This is a genomic window from Kitasatospora sp. NPDC092039 (assembly GCF_044756065.1).
GTDB lineage: Bacteria > Actinomycetota > Actinomycetes > Streptomycetales > Streptomycetaceae > Kitasatospora.
Window position 1 is genome coordinate 237540 of sequence record NZ_JBIVSD010000006.1, and the last position, 16815, is coordinate 254354.

10 protein-coding genes are annotated in these 16815 nt (G+C 70.5%); 3 read left to right on the forward strand and 7 right to left on the reverse strand.

Translation table 11 applies throughout. The features are described 5' to 3' along the window. Positions 1 to 108 precede the first annotated feature (108 nt). Together ACIQI7_RS14925 and ACIQI7_RS14930 are read right to left on the reverse strand one after the other, a co-directional pair. Positions 109 to 762, reverse strand: a complete 654-nt coding sequence (locus ACIQI7_RS14925) for a Crp/Fnr family transcriptional regulator (protein ID WP_401109279.1) — start codon at positions 760 to 762, stop codon at positions 109 to 111. A 42-nt stretch (positions 763 to 804) separates the two neighbouring features. Then, entirely contained in the window at positions 805 to 1320 is a 516-nt protein-coding gene (locus tag ACIQI7_RS14930) for a Pycsar system effector family protein (RefSeq protein WP_401109282.1), read from the reverse strand. A gap of 251 nt (positions 1321 to 1571) precedes the next feature. Between ACIQI7_RS14930 and ACIQI7_RS14935 the strand changes: the two genes are divergently transcribed. Beyond that, entirely contained in the window at positions 1572 to 5621 is a 4050-nt protein-coding gene (locus ACIQI7_RS14935) for an AAA family ATPase (RefSeq protein WP_401109284.1), read from the forward strand. Positions 5622 to 6188: 567 nt separating this feature from the next. On the opposite strand, the gene ACIQI7_RS14940 is transcribed toward ACIQI7_RS14935, so the two are convergent. Continuing rightward, positions 6189 to 7904, reverse strand: coding sequence for a tetratricopeptide repeat protein (locus ACIQI7_RS14940; protein ID WP_401109286.1), 1716 nt, complete (start codon positions 7902 to 7904; stop codon positions 6189 to 6191). Position 7905: 1 nt separating this feature from the next. On the opposite strand from ACIQI7_RS14940, the gene ACIQI7_RS14945 reads away from it, so the two are divergent. Continuing rightward, positions 7906 to 8214 (forward strand): hypothetical protein, encoded by a 309-nt coding sequence (locus tag ACIQI7_RS14945; protein ID WP_401109289.1) that lies wholly within the window; start codon positions 7906 to 7908, stop codon positions 8212 to 8214. A 1078-nt stretch (positions 8215 to 9292) separates the two neighbouring features. Here the strand turns inward: ACIQI7_RS14945 and ACIQI7_RS14950 are convergent. The 3 genes from ACIQI7_RS14950 to ACIQI7_RS14960 form a co-directional block, all read right to left on the reverse strand. Beyond that, the gene (locus ACIQI7_RS14950) at positions 9293 to 10075 is read right to left on the reverse strand and encodes a hypothetical protein (RefSeq protein WP_401109291.1); all 783 of its coding nucleotides are present in this window, start codon (positions 10073 to 10075) and stop codon (positions 9293 to 9295) included. Positions 10076 to 10207: 132 nt separating this feature from the next. Next, the gene (locus ACIQI7_RS14955; protein ID WP_401109293.1) at positions 10208 to 11779 is read right to left on the reverse strand and encodes a CATRA conflict system CASPASE/TPR repeat-associated protein; all 1572 of its coding nucleotides are present in this window, start codon (positions 11777 to 11779) and stop codon (positions 10208 to 10210) included. Then, a complete protein-coding gene (locus ACIQI7_RS14960; protein ID WP_401109296.1) occupies positions 11769 to 12101 on the reverse strand; it encodes a CATRA system-associated protein in 333 nt (110 codons plus the stop codon). Before ACIQI7_RS14960 ends, ACIQI7_RS14955 begins: the two co-directional genes overlap by 11 nt. Before the next feature lie 189 nt (positions 12102 to 12290). Here ACIQI7_RS14960 and ACIQI7_RS14965 point away from each other — a divergent pair, with 189 nt between their 5' ends. Next, positions 12291 to 15548 (forward strand): CHAT domain-containing protein, encoded by a 3258-nt coding sequence (locus tag ACIQI7_RS14965; RefSeq protein ID WP_401109299.1) that lies wholly within the window; start codon positions 12291 to 12293, stop codon positions 15546 to 15548. A gap of 529 nt (positions 15549 to 16077) precedes the next feature. Here the strand turns inward: ACIQI7_RS14965 and ACIQI7_RS14970 are convergent. Beyond that, positions 16078 to 16794 carry a flavodoxin family protein gene (locus tag ACIQI7_RS14970; protein ID WP_387755676.1) on the reverse strand — a complete coding sequence of 239 codons (717 nt, stop codon included), beginning with the start codon at positions 16792 to 16794 and terminating at the stop codon, positions 16078 to 16080. Positions 16795 to 16815: the final 21 nt, after the last annotated feature.

The window sequence follows — 16815 nt, forward strand, 5'->3', positions numbered from 1 at the left end:
TGGGGGCGGTTTTCCCTCTGTGGGGCGGTTTCACGGGCCCGCTTGGGGGGGGGGGGGGGGGGGGGGGGGGCCCCCGGCCCGGCCCCCCGCCACGGTGGCCTGCGTCACTCAGGCGAGCACGTCGGCCTGGATGGCCGACATGTTGTGGATGACCAGTCCCCCGCCGGCCTCGGTCCCGAGCCAGCCCCGTTCCCGCCACGGCCTGATCGCGCAGCCCACGCTGTTCCGGGAGGCTCCGATCAACTGCGACAGTTCGGTCTGGGTCAACCGCACCATGGTCTCGGCACCCTGCCGGGAAGCCTCCCGGACCAGTCGACCCAGAGCCGCTGCCAAGCGCACCGGCACCGCCGCGGTCGCCATTTCCAGCCTGACCGCCTCCGCTTCCCGAACACGCGCGATGGCGTGCCGCAGCAAGGGAATTGTCAGATCGTGTTCGTAGACAAAGGCGAGGAAGTCGGGAGCAGGGATGAGGTGGACGCGGCACGGTTCGGCAGCAATCACCGAGGCCGAGCGCGGTTGGGCATCCAGGACCGCGAGTTCGCCGTACAGTTCGCCGGCGCCACGGACGGCCAGCAGCGTCTTCTCCCCGTTGGCGCCCACCAGGGTGACCAGCGTGGATCCGGAGCTGAGCAGGATCACCTGGGTGGCGGGGTCCCCTTGGCGGAGCAACATGGATCTGGCGGGACGACTGCGTTCCGGCGCGAGATTGCGCAGTTCCGACCACAGTCGATCGCCAATGATAGATTCATGGCGAAGATACATGTGCCCCCCTGAATTTCCGCGGACAACAGGGGCACGATGCTCTCAATTCGCATAGGAAATCAAAAGACCGATTCCAGTCACAGCGCCTGCTGCGGCAATCAGGTCCACAGAAGTCCTGACGGCCCGGAACTTCCGCTGGGCGAGGCTCGCCAGCCGCTGCAGGCGCTGCGCCTCCAGTTCGATCAAGGCCTGCCGATCCAGAGTCGCCAGGTCGGCGAGGGTTCTCGCCGACACCGGACCGGACCGGAAAGACCCAAGATCGGCCAATGACCGACCCCTCGGGAGCACGGGCCGGATTGCAAGAAGCGCAGCCGTCGCAGCGGCAATCAGGAGTGCACAGCCACACAGCACGGCCGCGGTCCGCAGCGCCGATCCGGTAGACCAGACCGGGAGGGCCGCCACCGCCGCAGCCAACATACCGCCGGCCAGCGCGCAGAGCGCGGCAGCCTTCCCGTCAGCACGCTGGAGCTCCACGAGCACCGCCGTCGACCTCGCCCCGAGCACCGCTTCCACCGAAACGGGCGAGGGATCTGCAGTCCCGCTGTTCGCATTCGGCATCGAAACTCCTTGAGATGGTCGGACGATTCGGCCATCTCCACCTTCCGGGAAACGGGTGCCAGCAGAAGCCCAATACCGGGCACCGTTACTGTTTCCTGCACCACAACGGTGTACCTCACAGAGGCTCTGGGACCCTACGCTTCCGCAACGAATGCGGCATTCCGCACCCGACGTGCGTGCACCCTCTGGTAGTCAGGTGGCGGCTGGAGGCGGGTGGTCGCGCTGTGCGGCTCCCGCGGGAGGGGAAACACATGAGCACGTCATCGAGGTCGGCCGTCATCGCTACCGAACAGCTGGCGGTCGACCGCGCATACGCCTGTTACGAAGCCAAGCTCGCCGAACTGTCCGGCGACGCGTCGGCCCGGGCAGCAGCCAGTGGGAAGGACGGCATCTCGGCCCGGGCTGAGTCCTCAGCCCGGGCCGAGATGTTCCGTCTGGAGGGCGAGAACCTCGTCACGATGCGAGTGGACACCCGGTCGGACGACACGAGCGAGCCGGAAGTCTTCTACCTCGGGCGGCGGACGGTGCACGACGCCGAGACCAGCGACACCGTGGTCATCAAATGGACGAACGCCCTCGCCACCGCATGGCGCCTGGCCACGCCGGACGCCCCGGGGGAGGTCCGGTTGCGGCGGCGCTTAGACTGCGAACAGCGGACGGTCCGCGACTACCGCGACGAGATAGCCCCTCCAGTCCCGGCCGCCGCCGGCCCGGGGGCGGGCGTACCGTCCCCCGGAGACGTCTTCGGCCCCGCCGCCGCAGCCCGGCGGCCGGCCGTGGACGACCTGCTGCTCCGGGACCTCGACCGCGCCCGCCGCGCCCGCATGCGCGACATCGTCGAAACCATCCAGCCCGACCAGATGGCCCTGGTAGCCGGCCCGTCCACCGACGTCCTGGTCGTCCAGGGCGGTCCCGGCACCGGGAAGTCGGTCGTCGGCCTGCACCGGGTCACCTGGCTGGTGGACAACAAGCGCTTCCAGGCGCAGGACATCCTGGTGGTGGGCCCGCACCGGCGGTTCCTGGAGTACGTCGGCCGGGTGCTCCCCACCTTGGGCACCCGCAACGTCACCACGGTCGAGCTCTCCTTCCTCTGGGAGGGGACCGTGCGGGCCGAGGACGCCCCGCCGGTGCGGCGGATCAAGTCGGACGAGCGCATGGCGGAGGTGCTGCGCCGCCGGGTCGAGGGCAACTGCCGGCCGGCCGCTGTCGACGCCGCAGTCATCCCGGCCGCGAACGAGCACGACGAGGCGATGTTCACCATCGTCCTGGGCAGCGCGCCGCTGCGGATCCCGGCAGCCGAGGTCCGCCGCGTCTTCGAGGCCGCCCGTAGCGGACCGGGCCACTACCGGGCCCGCCGGGACCGCTTCCGCGACATGCTGGTCGACCTCCTGCTGGCCGCTCTGCGACAGGGCTTCCCCCAGCGCGCCCGGGACCGGGCCGTCCGTCAGAGCATCGAGCGCCACCGCCAGGTGGCCTCGCTCGTCGAACGCGCGTGGCCTCCGCTCAGCCCGGAGGAGGCCCTGCGGAGCCTGCTGAACTCGTCGGGCCGGCTGGCCGAGTGCGCCGCCGACGTGTTCGCCCCGGAGGAGCAGGCACTGCTGTCGCGCCCGGCCGCCGAGCGTGCCGAGGACGAGCCGTGGACCCTGGACGACCTGGTGTGCCTCGAAGAGCTGCAGACCCTCATCTCGGGCGAGACACCACGGCGTTACCCGCACGTTGTCGTGGACGAGGCCCAGGACCTGACCCCCATGCAGGCCCGGTCACTGCGGCGGCGCAATCCGCAGGGGTCGATGACGGTGCTCGGCGACCTCGCGCAGGCCACCGGGCCGCACGGCTACCCGAGTTGGGAGCGGATCGGCCGGATCCTGGCCGGCGAGGGCGGCTGGCACCTCGAAGAGCTCACCACCAGCTACCGGGTGCCAGCGCAGATCATGGAGTTCGTCGCTCCGCTCGCCCGGGCGGTGGCCCCGTCCGTTCCGTTCCCGGCCGCAGTGAAGGAGGCGGACGGGGAGCCCGTGCGGATCGTCGAGACGACACCTTGGCAGCTCCTCGCCGAGGCGGTCGGGCACGCGGCCCGGCTGGCCGGATCGGACGGTCACAGTCAGCGCTCGATCGCCCTGGTCGTCCCCGACGATTCGGACTGGCTCCAGCAGGTCCAGCTCCTGGTCGACTCCACGGAGGCGATGACCGACGAGGTCCGCGAGGCTGTGACCGTCCTGACCGCCGGTGAGGCGAAGGGCATGGAGTTCGACCACGTCCTCGTCCTGGATCCCGCGACCATCACCGCCCGCGGTGCCGAGGGCCCGCGTCAGCTGTACGTGGCCCTGACCCGGAGCACCCAGACGCTGACGGTGCTGCACGCCTCGCCGCTGCCCGCGGTCATGCTGCCCGCCGCCGATCCGTCGCCCTCCCCCGGGCCGGACGGTTTCACCCCGGAGCCCCCGTCCGACCCGGCGCGGGGCCGCGTCTGCTCGCGATTCCACCTGGACGGCGAGCGCTGCGAACTGCTCACCGGGAACGCCGACGGCTGGTGCCGGGACAGCTCCTGCGGCGGCTTTCGGACGAGCGCGGTGCCGGAGCGGCCGACCTCGCGCAACCTGCCCAGGGTGCCCGCCGACGCCGACCTCGGGGCCCGGCTGGACGCCTCGGAGGCGTTCCTCGACGGGCTCCGGGTGACCAGGGCCGCCGTACGGGCCTTCGTGACCGCGCACGGCGGCGGCGAGCCGGAGGCCGAGGCCGAGATGCGCGACGTGATCGCCACCTTCCTGACCGACGGGCGCCAGGCGCAGCAGTCGGACGGCTACCGGCTCGTCGACCTCAACGGCTACCGGTTCGTGCTGAGCCACGACGGGACGGCCCTGACCGGCTACCGCAGCGTGCACGGCGAGCGGAGCCCGGCGCAGTTCCTGGCCGGGGTCCCGTCCCGGTACCGGTTCTCCGGGCTCGCCGCCGACCGCGGCCCCGCCCTCCAGGACCCGGCGTCGGTGCGCGCCCTGACGGTCGAGGACATCCAGGTGAGCGCCGAGACGCGCAGCGCGTACGCCGACCTCACCTCGGACCGGTCTGAGCAGACGGACGCCGACGCCTTCCTCGGCCGGCTCCGCAGCGCGCTCGCGGCGGATCTGTCCGGCGGCCACATCGAGACGACCCCGCCGCGGGGCAACCACCTCGTCCTCGGTCCCACCCGCACCTGGAACCTCTCGCCAGGCGGCGGTTCGGTGCTCTTCGTCCGCAGGCCCACCCCGTTGGATGCGGAGATCCTGGCGGCCGCCGGTCTGGAGAAGGCGGCGGAACTCGCGCCCGGCACCGAGCTGCGGGTGCGCGCCCTCGCCCACGGTGACCAGCTCTACTGGAGGGTCACCCCAATCCCAGAGGACCGGCAGCGGCGGTACATCCTGAAACTGAGGCCCAATGACCGGATGCCCGAGGCCGGCCAGGAACTGGACGTCTGGGTCGTGCGACGTCGCTCCGGTGTGTACGTCGTGTCGGCGAACGACTTCGGGCGCCATGCGATCTCCGAGCGCTCAGCCGAACGATACAGGGCCGCACTGGCAATCCTGACTGCCTTCGGCGACGGCGTCCCGGCGGAGCCACCCGAGACTGGCTTCTCGGAACTGGATGGTCTGGTCGGCGGCTGCCTCCGCCGTGACCAGGCCGACTGGCTCCCCGTCTGGCGGCTCCTGGGATCCCCGCCCTTCGCCGACCTGACGGTACTGCGGGACATCTCCCTCCGTCTCCCGGAGGCCGTACGGTCAGCGGACGCGGCCGAGCCGGAACGGCTCAGCGAGGTCCTGCGGAGCAGCGGCTGGCGGGACCGAGCGGTCGCCGCCCTGGCCCAGCTCACAGGTGAGGAGTCCTCGAAGGCGCCGGCCTCGGCCGCGCCCGCCACCGTCCTGACGGCCGAGCTCGCAGTCGCGGCCGAGGCAGACCGGACGTGCCTCCGGCACGAGGCGGTGCGCCATCAACTCATGGCCGCCCTCTTCGGGGCGGGCCACAAGCCGCAGGACTCGTCGATCATCGATGTCGTCCGGCCCGGAGGGCGGGGTCCGATCGTCTATGAGGTCCTTCCGGCCGGCCATACCTCGTACCACGCCGTACGGTCCGGCGCCGTCCGAGTGCGGGAGATCGGAGAGGTGTCGGGCGGGACTCCCGAGCGGCTCCACGTCGTCCTCACCTCCCCGCCCGACGAGCCGTGGGTCCCCGACCTCGTCGAGCGGGTCCTCGACGTCTCCGTCCTCTGGCCCTCGGCCAGCGGCTGGCAGGGCCCGGGAAGTTCCTCCGCCATCGGCGCCGAGGACTAAGCAGCTGATCGGAGGACTACGATCGCAAGCCTGACTGCGCAGTGCCCTGACCGACTTCTGACCAGAGCGTCCCCCCAGCCCAGATCGGCGGAACACTCTGGCGCCCTACCTGACCTGCGAAGCAACCGACTTGCGTGCACGCCCTGAGGAATCAGCCTTGACCGTCGATTCAAGGCGACCAGTGTCTGGCTGCCCAACAGCTCTCTGTCCCTCGGCACCGGCAAGGGTGCTGTTCCAAGGTGCGTGACTTCTCGCCCGGTTGGTTCCCTACAGGTGCGAGTCGCTCTGCCCCGTGTGCGCGCGAGGCCGGGCGCTGCTTACCTCAGCCGGAGGACCCACCGGCACTGCATTCACCGAGAACGCGCACAGGGTCGTGGGCAGCACCCGACCAGCGTGATGGCCACGGCCGCTACGGCTTGCGGGACAGCGCACAGAGGATCATCCGCTCCCCCTCTCCGCCGCAGCGCGGGCGGTGCCGTCGCCCGGTGCGGGGTCCGGCCGCCATAGCTGGCAGTTCACCAGGCCCGGTTCGCCGTGGCCGATGAGGACCGGGTCGGTGAGCCGTCCTCAGCACCATGGAAGCGTGGGTGAGCCGTCCGGGTCCAGTCCGTACGGCCAGCGCTCCTTGCCGGGATCGGTGGAGAGCTGACCCGCATCGGCGGCCTGCCGGACCAGGGCTTCGGCCCCATCTCGGTCACCGGCGTGTTCCCGCATCCGGACCAGGAGGTCCAGGGCGTCGGGGTAGCCGGAACCGGCGGCCTTCCAGGCGAGGACTTCGGCCTCTTCCCGGTCACCTGCCTCCTCCCGCAGCCGCGCCAGCCCGCCGAGTGACGAGGGGTGGCCGGTGCCGGCCGCCTGCCGGTAGAGGGCCTCGGCACCGTCGAAGTCGCCCTCATCCTCCCGGATCTCCGCCAGGCCGAGCACACCCGCGAAGTGACCGGTGCCGGCGGCGTACCGGTAGAGCGCCTCGGCGTCATCCGGCGCCCCGTTCTCGCCCCGTAGGAGCGCCAGGTTGATCAGGATCTCGGGGTCACCGTCGTCGGCGGCCTTCCGCGCCAGGGCCTCAGCCTCCACCCGCTCGCCGGCCTGTTCCTTCATCCGCATCAGATTGGCGAGCGCGACGACGTCACCGGTGTCGGCCATCTGCTGGTAGAGGGCTTCGGCACCGTCGAAGTCGCCCTTCTCCTCCCGGACCTCCGCCAGACCGAGCAGACCGATGGGGTTCCCGGTGTCGGCGGCCTGCTGGTAGAGAATCTCGGCGCTTCCGAGTTCGCCGAGCCTCTGACACATCCAAGCGAGGTCGAGCAGGCCGTCGGGGTGACCGGCCTCGGCCGCCCGCCAGTAGAGAGCTTCGGCCTCCCTCCAGTCTCCGGCCATGTCCCGCCTGCGTGCCAGGCTGCTCAGGGCGTTGGGGTGTCCGGCGTCGGCAGCTCGGTGGCGGAGGTGGTCGGCCCACCGTCGGCGGTGCCTGTCCTCGGCGGCGTTCGCAAGGTTGTAGAGGTCGTCCGGGCCTGTGAGGTGAGCCTGGGCGGCGTGCCAGAAGGACGCCGGCGGGCACACCCGGCTCCGCGTGGCACGGCCGTGCTGTTCGAGGTAGTCGGCGAGCCGAACCATCGATACCCCGACCGGAGCGGACATCGCGACGGACGGCGGGGTGCCGGGGGTGCTCCGCAGCGGGCGGGTTGCGGTGCGGCGCAGCGCGGCCTGCTTGCCGTGGACGGGGCGGGCGAGTTCGGCGAAGGCGGCTTCGGCCCAGTCATCGGGGAGCTGCTCCCAGTCGTGGTCGGTGAGGTAGCCGATGGCGGCCTCGGTGAGAAACGGCTGAGGAAGGTGCAGTTGGACGTCGAGGCGTCTGGCATCCATCGCGGCGTTCAGCAGGGCACGGGCTGCTGGGCTGCCATGGGCGTAGCGGAGCAGCAGTTCGGGGGCGCCGGCGAGGTCCTGTGCGAGCCGCCCGTGCGCGGCGGCCCGGGTGAGCGCGTCGACCAGCAGCCCGTCCCCGCCCAGGGCGAGTGCGTGCGCGGCGGCCAGGGCGTCGTGGTCGAAGGTGTCGGGGACGGTGAGGATGCGACCGGCGAGCAGTTCGCGCGTCCGGCTGTGGGGGTCCAGGCCGCTGGGAGAGGGCAGGGCCGTGTAGTCGTCGCAGTACCGGGGCCACAGGGTGCCCAGGACCAGCACCGGTCCCCGGTCGGCATCGGTCAGCAGGTCGTGGAGCGCGGCCGCGATGCGCTCCCCGAATCGGGGGTCACCGAGGTAGTGCTGCGCTTCGTTCAGCCACACCACCGTGCAGGCACCCGCCTGGGCGGGCAAGACCGCGCTGCTGGCCGAGTTCGTGCTGGAGCCACCGACCGGAGTACGGGTGGTGGCCTTCTTCGTCACTGCGCGACTCACCCGGCAGAACGACCCCGTGGCCTTCTGCGAGGTCGTCCAGCGACAGTTGTACGAGATCCTCGGCAAGCAGGCGCCCGTGGTCAGCGACCATACTCGCGACGAGCAGCTGCTCGACGCGCTGGAGCGCGCCGCCCTCCGGTGTACCGACCACGGCGAACGCCTGGTCCTGGTGATGGACGGGCTGGACGAGGACGGGGCGTGACAGCCGGCCCGGACAGCTACAACATCGCGGCGCTGCTGCCCGCCCGTCCCGCCGGGGGCATGAGGGTGGTCGTGGCCGGCCGCCCGGCCCGCCGATACCCGACGACGTACCGCCCGGCCACCCGCTGCGCCGGCAGGACAACGTCCGGCCCCTGGCACCGCACCCGGCGACATGGAGCGCGAGCTCCTGCGGTTGGTCGCGGGCAGCGGCGTCGAACGGGATCTGCTGGGCCTGGTAGCGGGTTCCGGTGGTGGACTGAGCGCGGACGACCTCGGCCAACTCACGGGCTAAGGTCGCCCGGCTCTCCCCGAGGATGTGGTAGAACGACCGCGCGGCCTGTTCCGCGACGGCGCCATCGATCTCTCAGAGTGTTCCGATGACATGCCGGAAGCGAGACTCGCCACGGTCACCGGGGCGGATTGGTGGTCGCTGAGCAAGAGCCGGCTCCGTGACGGATCCGTTCGGTCGGTGATCCCGTGACAGGCAGAATGGACGATGGCGCGCTGCTCCAGCGCAACGAGGATCTTCTCCCCCGTCGGGCCATCAGCACTGGCACGGCCGTCAGGAGGCGCGGTGGCGATAAAGATCTGCGGGAGGGCAGGCGAGCCCCACCCAGTCGGCCTCGGCCGCAGCCTTACTCAGTGGGGCGCCGTTCGGTAGATCGGGTGTGACGGGCATGGCCACGACCGGCGAACAAAGGTCGACGATCGAGACTCCGCGCGTGGCTCTCCGTGGATACCGCAGCGAACGCACACTCAGCGCGTACGAGCAGATACGGTGCGGCCGTCCCACCATCTCGGTGGTACCCCGTGGCAGGGAGGGGCAGGAGTCCGAGAACCACACCTGGAAGCCACCAGATGCGCAGGCGTCGGCGAATCGGGGGGACGGCAGGGAAATCCAAGCCAAGGCTCGTGAGAACCGGTTTCAGCGGCAACGTCCGAGCCATTCCAGGACTGCGCCCGGCTTCGACCGCCGCACCATCGGCGCCGCAACAATCGTCGAATGCTGCTTCAACCGGCTGAAGCAAGAGGTGCGAGCCGGGCTCAACTGGCCGGACCGGGGTTCCGGCGACCACGGATCAGGCAGTTCCCTCCGCCTCGGTGGGTCTGCCGGCGGCGACGGACGACTCGTCGGAGCGCCACGCCGCACCGGTCAGAGCGGTGGCGCCCATCGCCGCGAAGCCCGCGAGCGCGTAGAGGGTCAGGATGACGACCGCGCACCAGAAGTAGCCGACATCGGCCCAGGAGATGTCATCGGAACCGAAGAGCGCGAGTAGGCCGTAGATGAGCGTCGCGAGGACGGCGAACAACAAGAGCAGGCCCGCCGTCAGGGCCGGCAGGACGGCGGGCAGGACACCGAGCGCCGAGGTCATTTCCCGGTTGCCGGTGACGGTCAACGCGTACGCCGCCACCAGGAGCAGCGAGCAGCCGACGGTGTAGTAGCCGTTGACGCCGTCCCATCTGAGCAGGTCGTGCAGGTCGCCAACCGGCGCGCCGCCGAACATGGAGCGCACGTTGGCGACGAGCACACTGATGAAGAAGTATGTCCCTGCGAGCCACAGGGCCTGCAGGACGAGGACCGCCAGGGTCGTCAGGCTCGCGTAGAGCTTCCGGTGTCCCGGGATGCGGCCCAGGTGTCGCGCGCTGAAGCGGGCGGCGGCCACGACGGTGCGACCACCGGCCCGGGCTGCCCGGTAGCCCTCCCGCCCCGCCAAGTACCACATCCGCACCGCGATGAGGGTCGCGGTGACGGTGGCGGCCACGCTGCCGGCGCCGAACCACGAGGTGAAGACGTCACTGACGACGTCCCAGAACTGGGGAGCGCCGGGCAGGAGGCTGTCGTTGTCGGCGAGGGTCGTCACCTGGATCTCCACACATCGGTTCGGGGTCCGTCCGCAGACGGCCGGACCATCGGCTTGCGCTCGGCCGCGGTCGGGGCGTTCACCGCGCGGCGGTGGGGTCCTTCGTCTCGGTACAGCAGCGGGGGACGGAACTCATCGGATCGCGCGGCGCGCGTGCCACGCGCCACCTGTGCCGAGCAGGACGGCACCGGCGACCGCGAAGGCCGCCGTCATCGCCGTGGACCAGCCTCCGTGGCCGGCCCCGCGAGCAAACAGCCACCCCACTGCGGCACCGGCCCCGGCCAGACCGGCTATCTCAAAGACCGCTCCCGGCCGTCCCCCGTTCCCGCCGCTCCAACGCCGGGTGATCACCACGGGCAGCGAGACCGCGAGCGTGGCGAGCAGGGCGATGAACGGCCCCTGAACGTGCTCGGCCAGCGGAAGCCTGAACCCCAGCGTCTGCACCGCGGTAAGCGCCATGAGCAACCCCCCGATCACGGAGGTCTGCACGAGTGACAGGTACTGCTGGTGACTCTGAAGGCGCTGCGTGGCCGACTCGGTCGCGATGCGGGCCGCTTCCTTGACGCGCTCGCGCTCGACACCGAAGGAGAAGGCGTCCTCCTCCAGGACGTCCGCCAGGCGCGTCGCGCACTCAGCGTCCGAGAACAGGACGCCGGGACTCGGGTCCGCAGGCGTGCTCAACGCGGCTGTCATCGCGGCGGAATGGACCCCGATCGTACGGCCCATGGTACGCAGCTTCAGCTCCCTGTCGGCGGCGATCCCGTCCTCGAGCAACAACCGGTGTGCCCGCTCTGCCAGTTCCTCCCAGCGGGCCAGCTCCCGCCGTGCGGCACGTCTGTGGTAGCCGCTCGCCGAGAGCAGCCGGTGACAGTCCAGGAGCAGGAGCTGCCCGTCCTCCCGCAATGCGGTCCTACGCCGCGTTAGGCCCGGGTCCGCGGCTCGACGGATCCCGTACTGGTCCCGGACGGCGGCGGCGTGCAACAGGTATCTGGTGACCGGCGTCATCGGGCTGCGGACGTCGAACCAGGACCATGCGTCCAGCGAGGCCTCGTCGGCATCAGTGGCCCTCGTGGTGGTGACGAACGTCCGATCCACGTGGTCCTCCCCGGCCCCTCGGGACGTCACCTCCCGCATGGAGAGTTCGGCCGGCAGCGACAACCGTTCGGAGATCCGGTCGGTCCCGTCCGTCGCAGCACCCGGCACGATCCCGGCGAGTCGGCCTGCCACGACATCGAGGTCGAGGGCCGCGCCGGGACTCGCATCAGCGAGGGCGCGGTAGATCCGGACACTGCCGATCAGCGGGTTCACGCCCCCTTGCGCCGGTGGCGTGTAGGCACCGTCCCATGCCCGCTCCAGGTCGGCCCAGATCGTCGCCGTCTCCGCCATGCCGTGCGAGGTGCTGGCGTCCGGTGGCGCGAGCATCACGACCAGGCCCGCGATCCCGCCGAGCACGTACACCCGGGCCTCGAAGACGCCGGGCCCACTACTCCGACGACTACGCACGGTGTGGAAGCTCGAGGACGCGTCGATCGTGTGGGGCAGGACCATATCGCCGGTCGACGGAACCGGTCGGTCCATCCCGATCCTCCCGCACGCGGACCAGAGGGCGTCCAGCACCGTCCGGCCCGGGCCGGTGAGTTGCTGAACGTCCATGAAGTAGTGGAGTTGCAGAGCCTCCCGCGCGAAGCGGACCTCAGTGCTCATCCGTGTCGTCCTGCGAGCTCCCGCCCCCGTTGGCGTCCTCCAGCGTCCGGATCAGCACCCCGTGGGCTTCGAGGAGTTGTGGCGGCATGGGCTCGTTCTCCCCCTCGGCCATTGACCGGGGGGCCCGCCAGACGTCGACGAGGTCGGAGAGCCGCCCGGTCGCACGCCTGAGTGCCGTCGAGTCGCCCGCTTCGGCACCGGCTTGGAGGGCCGCCAGGCACTCCCCCACCCGGGACCACCCGCGTGTGGAGAGCCGCCACGTCGGCGCCTCGGACAACAGATCAACGGCCTGCCGACGGACTGCCCGGATGTCGTACGACATGCACCCCCCCTCACTCAAGCGATCCTGATCGCCCCACAGGATATGGCAACAACCAACCTGCGACTGCCGCCTACTGACGAACGCTAAGGTGGGCTGAATTGCCCTGCCCGGAACGGGGTCGAGGACTCGGAGGCGCTCACGATGGACGTCTGGCCACGCTGGCACCGGTTCTCCGTGGAACGGGGGTGGGTGCTGTTCCGCAGGTACGCGGTGAACGCCGACGAAGCGCTCTTCGAGGAAGCCGTAGCGCTCTGCTCCACCCAGTTGGGCAGATGGCGAACGTCGCCGGATCCGGCGAGCAGCCCGGAGGTCGGCGTCCAATGGCTCCACCTCGCCGGAAGACTCCGGCAACTGCGCTACGAGCTGCGGGGCCGTCTCGATGATCTCAGAATCGCGCACGATGCCCTGGAGGAAGCTCTCGGACTGACGGTCTCCCATCGGCAGAGGAGTCGCGCTGACCTGCAGTACCACCTCGCGCAGGTTCTCCTCCACGAGTACGATGCGTCGCTGACGTCCGACCTCACCGTGCCGGAGCGGCTGGCGCGCGAGTCGTTGGCCGTCCAGGTGCCGGATGACCAGGGCTACGGCCTCCATCTGCACCTCCACGCCGATGTGCGCCGCCGACAGGGCCTCCAGGCGGAGGATCCTGTGATCCTTCGAGATGCGGTGCGTCTCCTCCAAGACGCGGCGGAAGCGACGGCGACGCTTCCCTCGTTCCACTGGCGGGCGCTGAACACCCTCGCCGTGGCGCGGATGCAGTTGTATCTCGCCACCGGTGACCGGGACGAGTTGCCGTCCGCTGTCACTGACGCCAAGCGGGCGCTTGCATCGGCATCCACCCAGACGCTGTCCACCGACAACAGGGTGCGGCTGTCCTCCACGCTCGGCGACATCGAACGGCTTCAGTACGAGGCGACCGGTGACCCCGCACTCCTGCACCAAGCGCTGCTCCACACGCGCGAGGCCATGGAGGCTGCATCACCCGACACGGCCGCGTGGAGCACGGCCTTGTCCAACCACGCCAACGTCGTGAGCCTTTCGGATCGCCCGGAGGACCTCCGTGCGGCAGAGCAGATCCTTCGGCAGGCCATCGCAAGGAGCAGTCTCCCGGGAATCCGCGCCCTCGCGTCGCACAACTGTGGTGTCGTCATGAGTCGTACCGCGGAGCTGACGGGGGACGGGGTGCTGATGGCGGAGGCCATCGGCCACCTGGAGGACGCGATCATGGTGGCTGATCCCAGCGACCTCCATCAGATCTCCTTCCGGCGGAACCTGGCCCATGCGTTGGTGAGGCTCTGGGTCATCACGTCCGATCCGGGGGCCCTCGACCGCGCGATCGACATCGTCGCCCACGCCCTCCTGGAGACTTCGCGAAGCGCCGTGCACCGCCACATGCTTCACAGCCTTCAGGCCTCCCTCCTGGTGGCGCGGTTTCGTGAGGGCCGGGATACGGACGATCTGGCCGCCGCATGCAGGGCCGCGCGCAGAGGGCTCGCGCTCGCTCCGTCCGGCCACGTGACGCGCCCCGCGTACCACACGCAGTACGGCGAGGCACTTCTTGGCTGGTCAGTTCACGGGAATCAGCCGGAGGCGGCGGCGGAGGCCTACCACCACATGCGGCAAGGCCTCGAAGGAGCTGAGGACTCGCCCGGCTGGGTGAAACGGGCGCTCTTCCTCGCCGACGCACTGATCTCCGGTGCATCTGACTCATCTCGCAAGGCCCGCAGAGCGCGCAAGGCGATGCGAGCCGAAGCACTGGACCTCTATCGGCGTGCCGCCACACACCGCTTCGGTTCACCAGCCGAGCGCTGGGCGGCGTCGTTCGCCTGGGCCCATCTGATGGCCGAGGAGCGGGACGTGGACGGCGCCCTCGAAGGCCTGAGTGCGGCGATCGAGGTGTTGCCGCAGCTCGCCTGGCCGGGCCTGTCCAGAGAGGACCAGCTGCGCCCGCTGGGCGGCAAGTCCGAGGCCGTCTGCGATGCGGCGGCGTTGGCCATCCTGCTGGGGAAGCCCCAACGCGCGGTGGAGCTCCTCGAACAGGGCCGGGCGCAACTCCTGTCACACGCCCTCGACATGAACGCGGACCTCGAGGACATCCGCGTGCTCGATCCCGCGCTCGCCGAAGACCTGGAGGGCGTCCGACGTCAACTGACCGACAACGGCCCATTCATCTCTGACCGGCATCTTGCCGTGGGGGACGCCTTCGCCCACGCTGGCCGGCGGCGTGAGCTCCACCTGCGCTGGACGGACCTGGTCGAACGAGCCCGCCGCCTTCCGGGAATGGCCGGGTTCCTACGCCCGCCGTCGTTCGACGAGCTGGTTCACGCGGGCGATCACGGACCTGTCGTCCTCTTCAACATCAGCGGCGTGCGCTGTGACGCGCTCATCCTGACACAGGGGACCGTCGTCGTGGTGCCCCTTCCCGCGTTCGACCGCGGGAAGGCCGAGGCCCGGGCGGAGGCGCTGGCCGGACTGTTGGAGGCGATGGACTCCCCTACCGACGGCGTCGAGGAACTGCGGGATTACTTGGTCGATCTCCTGGGATGGCTCTGGCAGAGCCTGATCCGACCGGTGCTGGACCGCCTCGAGAGCAGCGGGTCGCGTGACAGCCGCTCGCGCCGGCCGATGCACCTGTGGCTCTGTCCGACGGACGTTCTCAACCGCTTGCCCCTCCATGCCGCCGGTCTGCTTTCCGAGGACCCGTACGACGGCGAGTCCGCTCCCCCCGACCTGCTCGTGGACCGCGCCATCTGTTCCTACGTCCCGACCCTCCGGTCCCTGCTGTCCGCACGAAAGGGCGGCTCGGACCAACCCGCTCGCGCTCCACGGATGCTGGCAATCAGCGTCGGCGGGGTCGAGACCGGCACGGCCGGGCGAACGCCCCTCACACACGTCTCCGGCGAGATCGACGCGGTCGTCGCGCGGTTCCCGAATGCCACGCCATTGAGAGAGCAGGACGCGACCCGGGAGGCGGTGCTGGCCGCGCTGCCCGCACACGACTGGCTGCACTTCGCGGGTCACGGCAGTCAGGACGTCTCCACCCCCGACGGAACCCTCTACACCTGGGACCCGATCGGCGGCGACTACCTCAAGGTCACCGACATCGCCGCCCTGCGTCTGCGCGCTGCGGAGCTCGCCTACCTGTCGGCGTGCCAGACGCAGCGTGCCACCGTCGACCACCCCGACGAGCCGGTGACCCTCGCCGGGGCGCTTCGGCTGGCCGGCTTCCGGCACGTGATCGCCACCTACTGGAACCTGCGCAGCAGATCCGCTCGACAGGCGGCCGTCTCCTTCTACGACCACCTGCTCGCCGGACGGTCCTCTGACGACCTGGCGCTCAGCTCCGACGACGCCGCAGCCGCGCTCCGGGCGGCTGTCCGACAACTCGTCCGCGACCGGCCGGAAGCACCCGAGATCTGGGCGGCACTGGTCCACGTCGGACCGTAGGCCCACCGCCCACTCCCTCGGCAAGCGCGGCGGCCTGTCCGCCTTTTCGGCGGGCCGAAGGGGCTGCGGGGCTGTCGGGGCGCCTGGACCACGAGGGGTGCTGACGGTCCCCACCTGCTGAAGCGCTGAATCGATGAGCACGTACGGGCAGCAGCAAAAGCACTGTTGGGGGCCTTGCCGCTCCCGCAACGCCGCCCGCTGCCCCCACGCTGGGAACACCCTGTAGCAACGGACCCACCGCCCGGCGCAGCCGGGCCTTGCCAAAGGACCGGCCATGTGCGACCCCAGCTCCAACCACCGCCGCCGTCCCCTCGCGGACGCGACCCGCGAAGCCCGGGCCGCGGTCGTGATCGTGGTCATCCTCTTGGTGGTCCGATCGCCTCGCCTGAGCCCGGACGCGCCGGTCCTGGCGACCGTCGTCGCGGGGATGTTCGGTCTCCGGCTGAAGCCATCCCGCCGCTCTCGGGAGCCGTAATCGCTGTCGAAAGCGGCACCCGTCGCGCCGATTCCGGGAGATCGGCGCGACGGTTCAGCGGTGCTCGGGGTTCTCGAAGTCGAAGCGGCAGCCGGCGTCCCACTCGGAGCGCTGGTTGCCGTGGGCGGGGATGCCGCCGGCGTCCTTGAGCATGCGGGCGAGGTGGAGCTGGTTCCAGGTCATGAAGGTGGTGTTGCGGTTGGTGAAGTCGTTCTCCGGCCCGCCGGAGCCCTCGTCGAGATAGGACGGGCCGGGGCCGGCCTCGCCGACCCAGCCGGCGTCGGCCTGCGGCGGGATGGTGTAGCCGAGGTGCTGGAGGCTGTAGAGCACGTTCATCGCGCAGTGCTTGGCGCCGTCCTCGTTCCCGGTGATCAGGCAGCCGCCGACCCGGCCGTAGTAGGCGTACTGGCCCTCGGAGTTGAGGATCGACGAGCAGGCGTAGAGCCGCTCGATGACCTTCTTCATCACCGACGAGTTGTCTCCCAGCCACACGGGCCCGGCCAGGGTGAGGATGTCGGCGGCCATCACCTGGGAGTAGATCACCGGCCACTCGTCGGTCTCCCAGCCGTGTTCGGTCATGTCCGGCCAGACGCCCGTCGCGATGTCGAGGTCGACGGCGCGCAGGACGTCGACCGCGACGCCCTGGCGTTCCAGGATGCCGGTGGAGATGTCGATCAGGCCCTGGGTGTGGCTGCGTTCGGGGGAGCGCTTGAGGGTGCAGTTGATCACCAGGGCGCGGAGGTCGCGGTAGGACGGGGCGGTGTCGGGCATCGGTGATGGGGTCCTGGTCCG

Bases quoted from the DNA above. Each gene is read 5' to 3' on its own strand.
- ACIQI7_RS14925 (WP_401109279.1), bottom strand. From the start codon at position 762: ATGTATCTTCGCCATGAATCTATCATTGGCGATCGACTGTGGTCGGAA.
- ACIQI7_RS14930 (WP_401109282.1), bottom strand. From the start codon at position 1,320: ATGCCGAATGCGAACAGCGGGACTGCAGATCCCTCGCCCGTTTCGGTG.
- ACIQI7_RS14935 (WP_401109284.1), top strand. From the start codon at position 1,572: ATGAGCACGTCATCGAGGTCGGCCGTCATCGCTACCGAACAGCTGGCG.
- ACIQI7_RS14955 (WP_401109293.1), bottom strand. From the start codon at position 11,779: ATGAGCACTGAGGTCCGCTTCGCGCGGGAGGCTCTGCAACTCCACTAC.
- ACIQI7_RS14960 (WP_401109296.1), bottom strand. From the start codon at position 12,101: ATGTCGTACGACATCCGGGCAGTCCGTCGGCAGGCCGTTGATCTGTTG.
- ACIQI7_RS14970 (WP_387755676.1), bottom strand. From the start codon at position 16,794: ATGCCCGACACCGCCCCGTCCTACCGCGACCTCCGCGCCCTGGTGATC.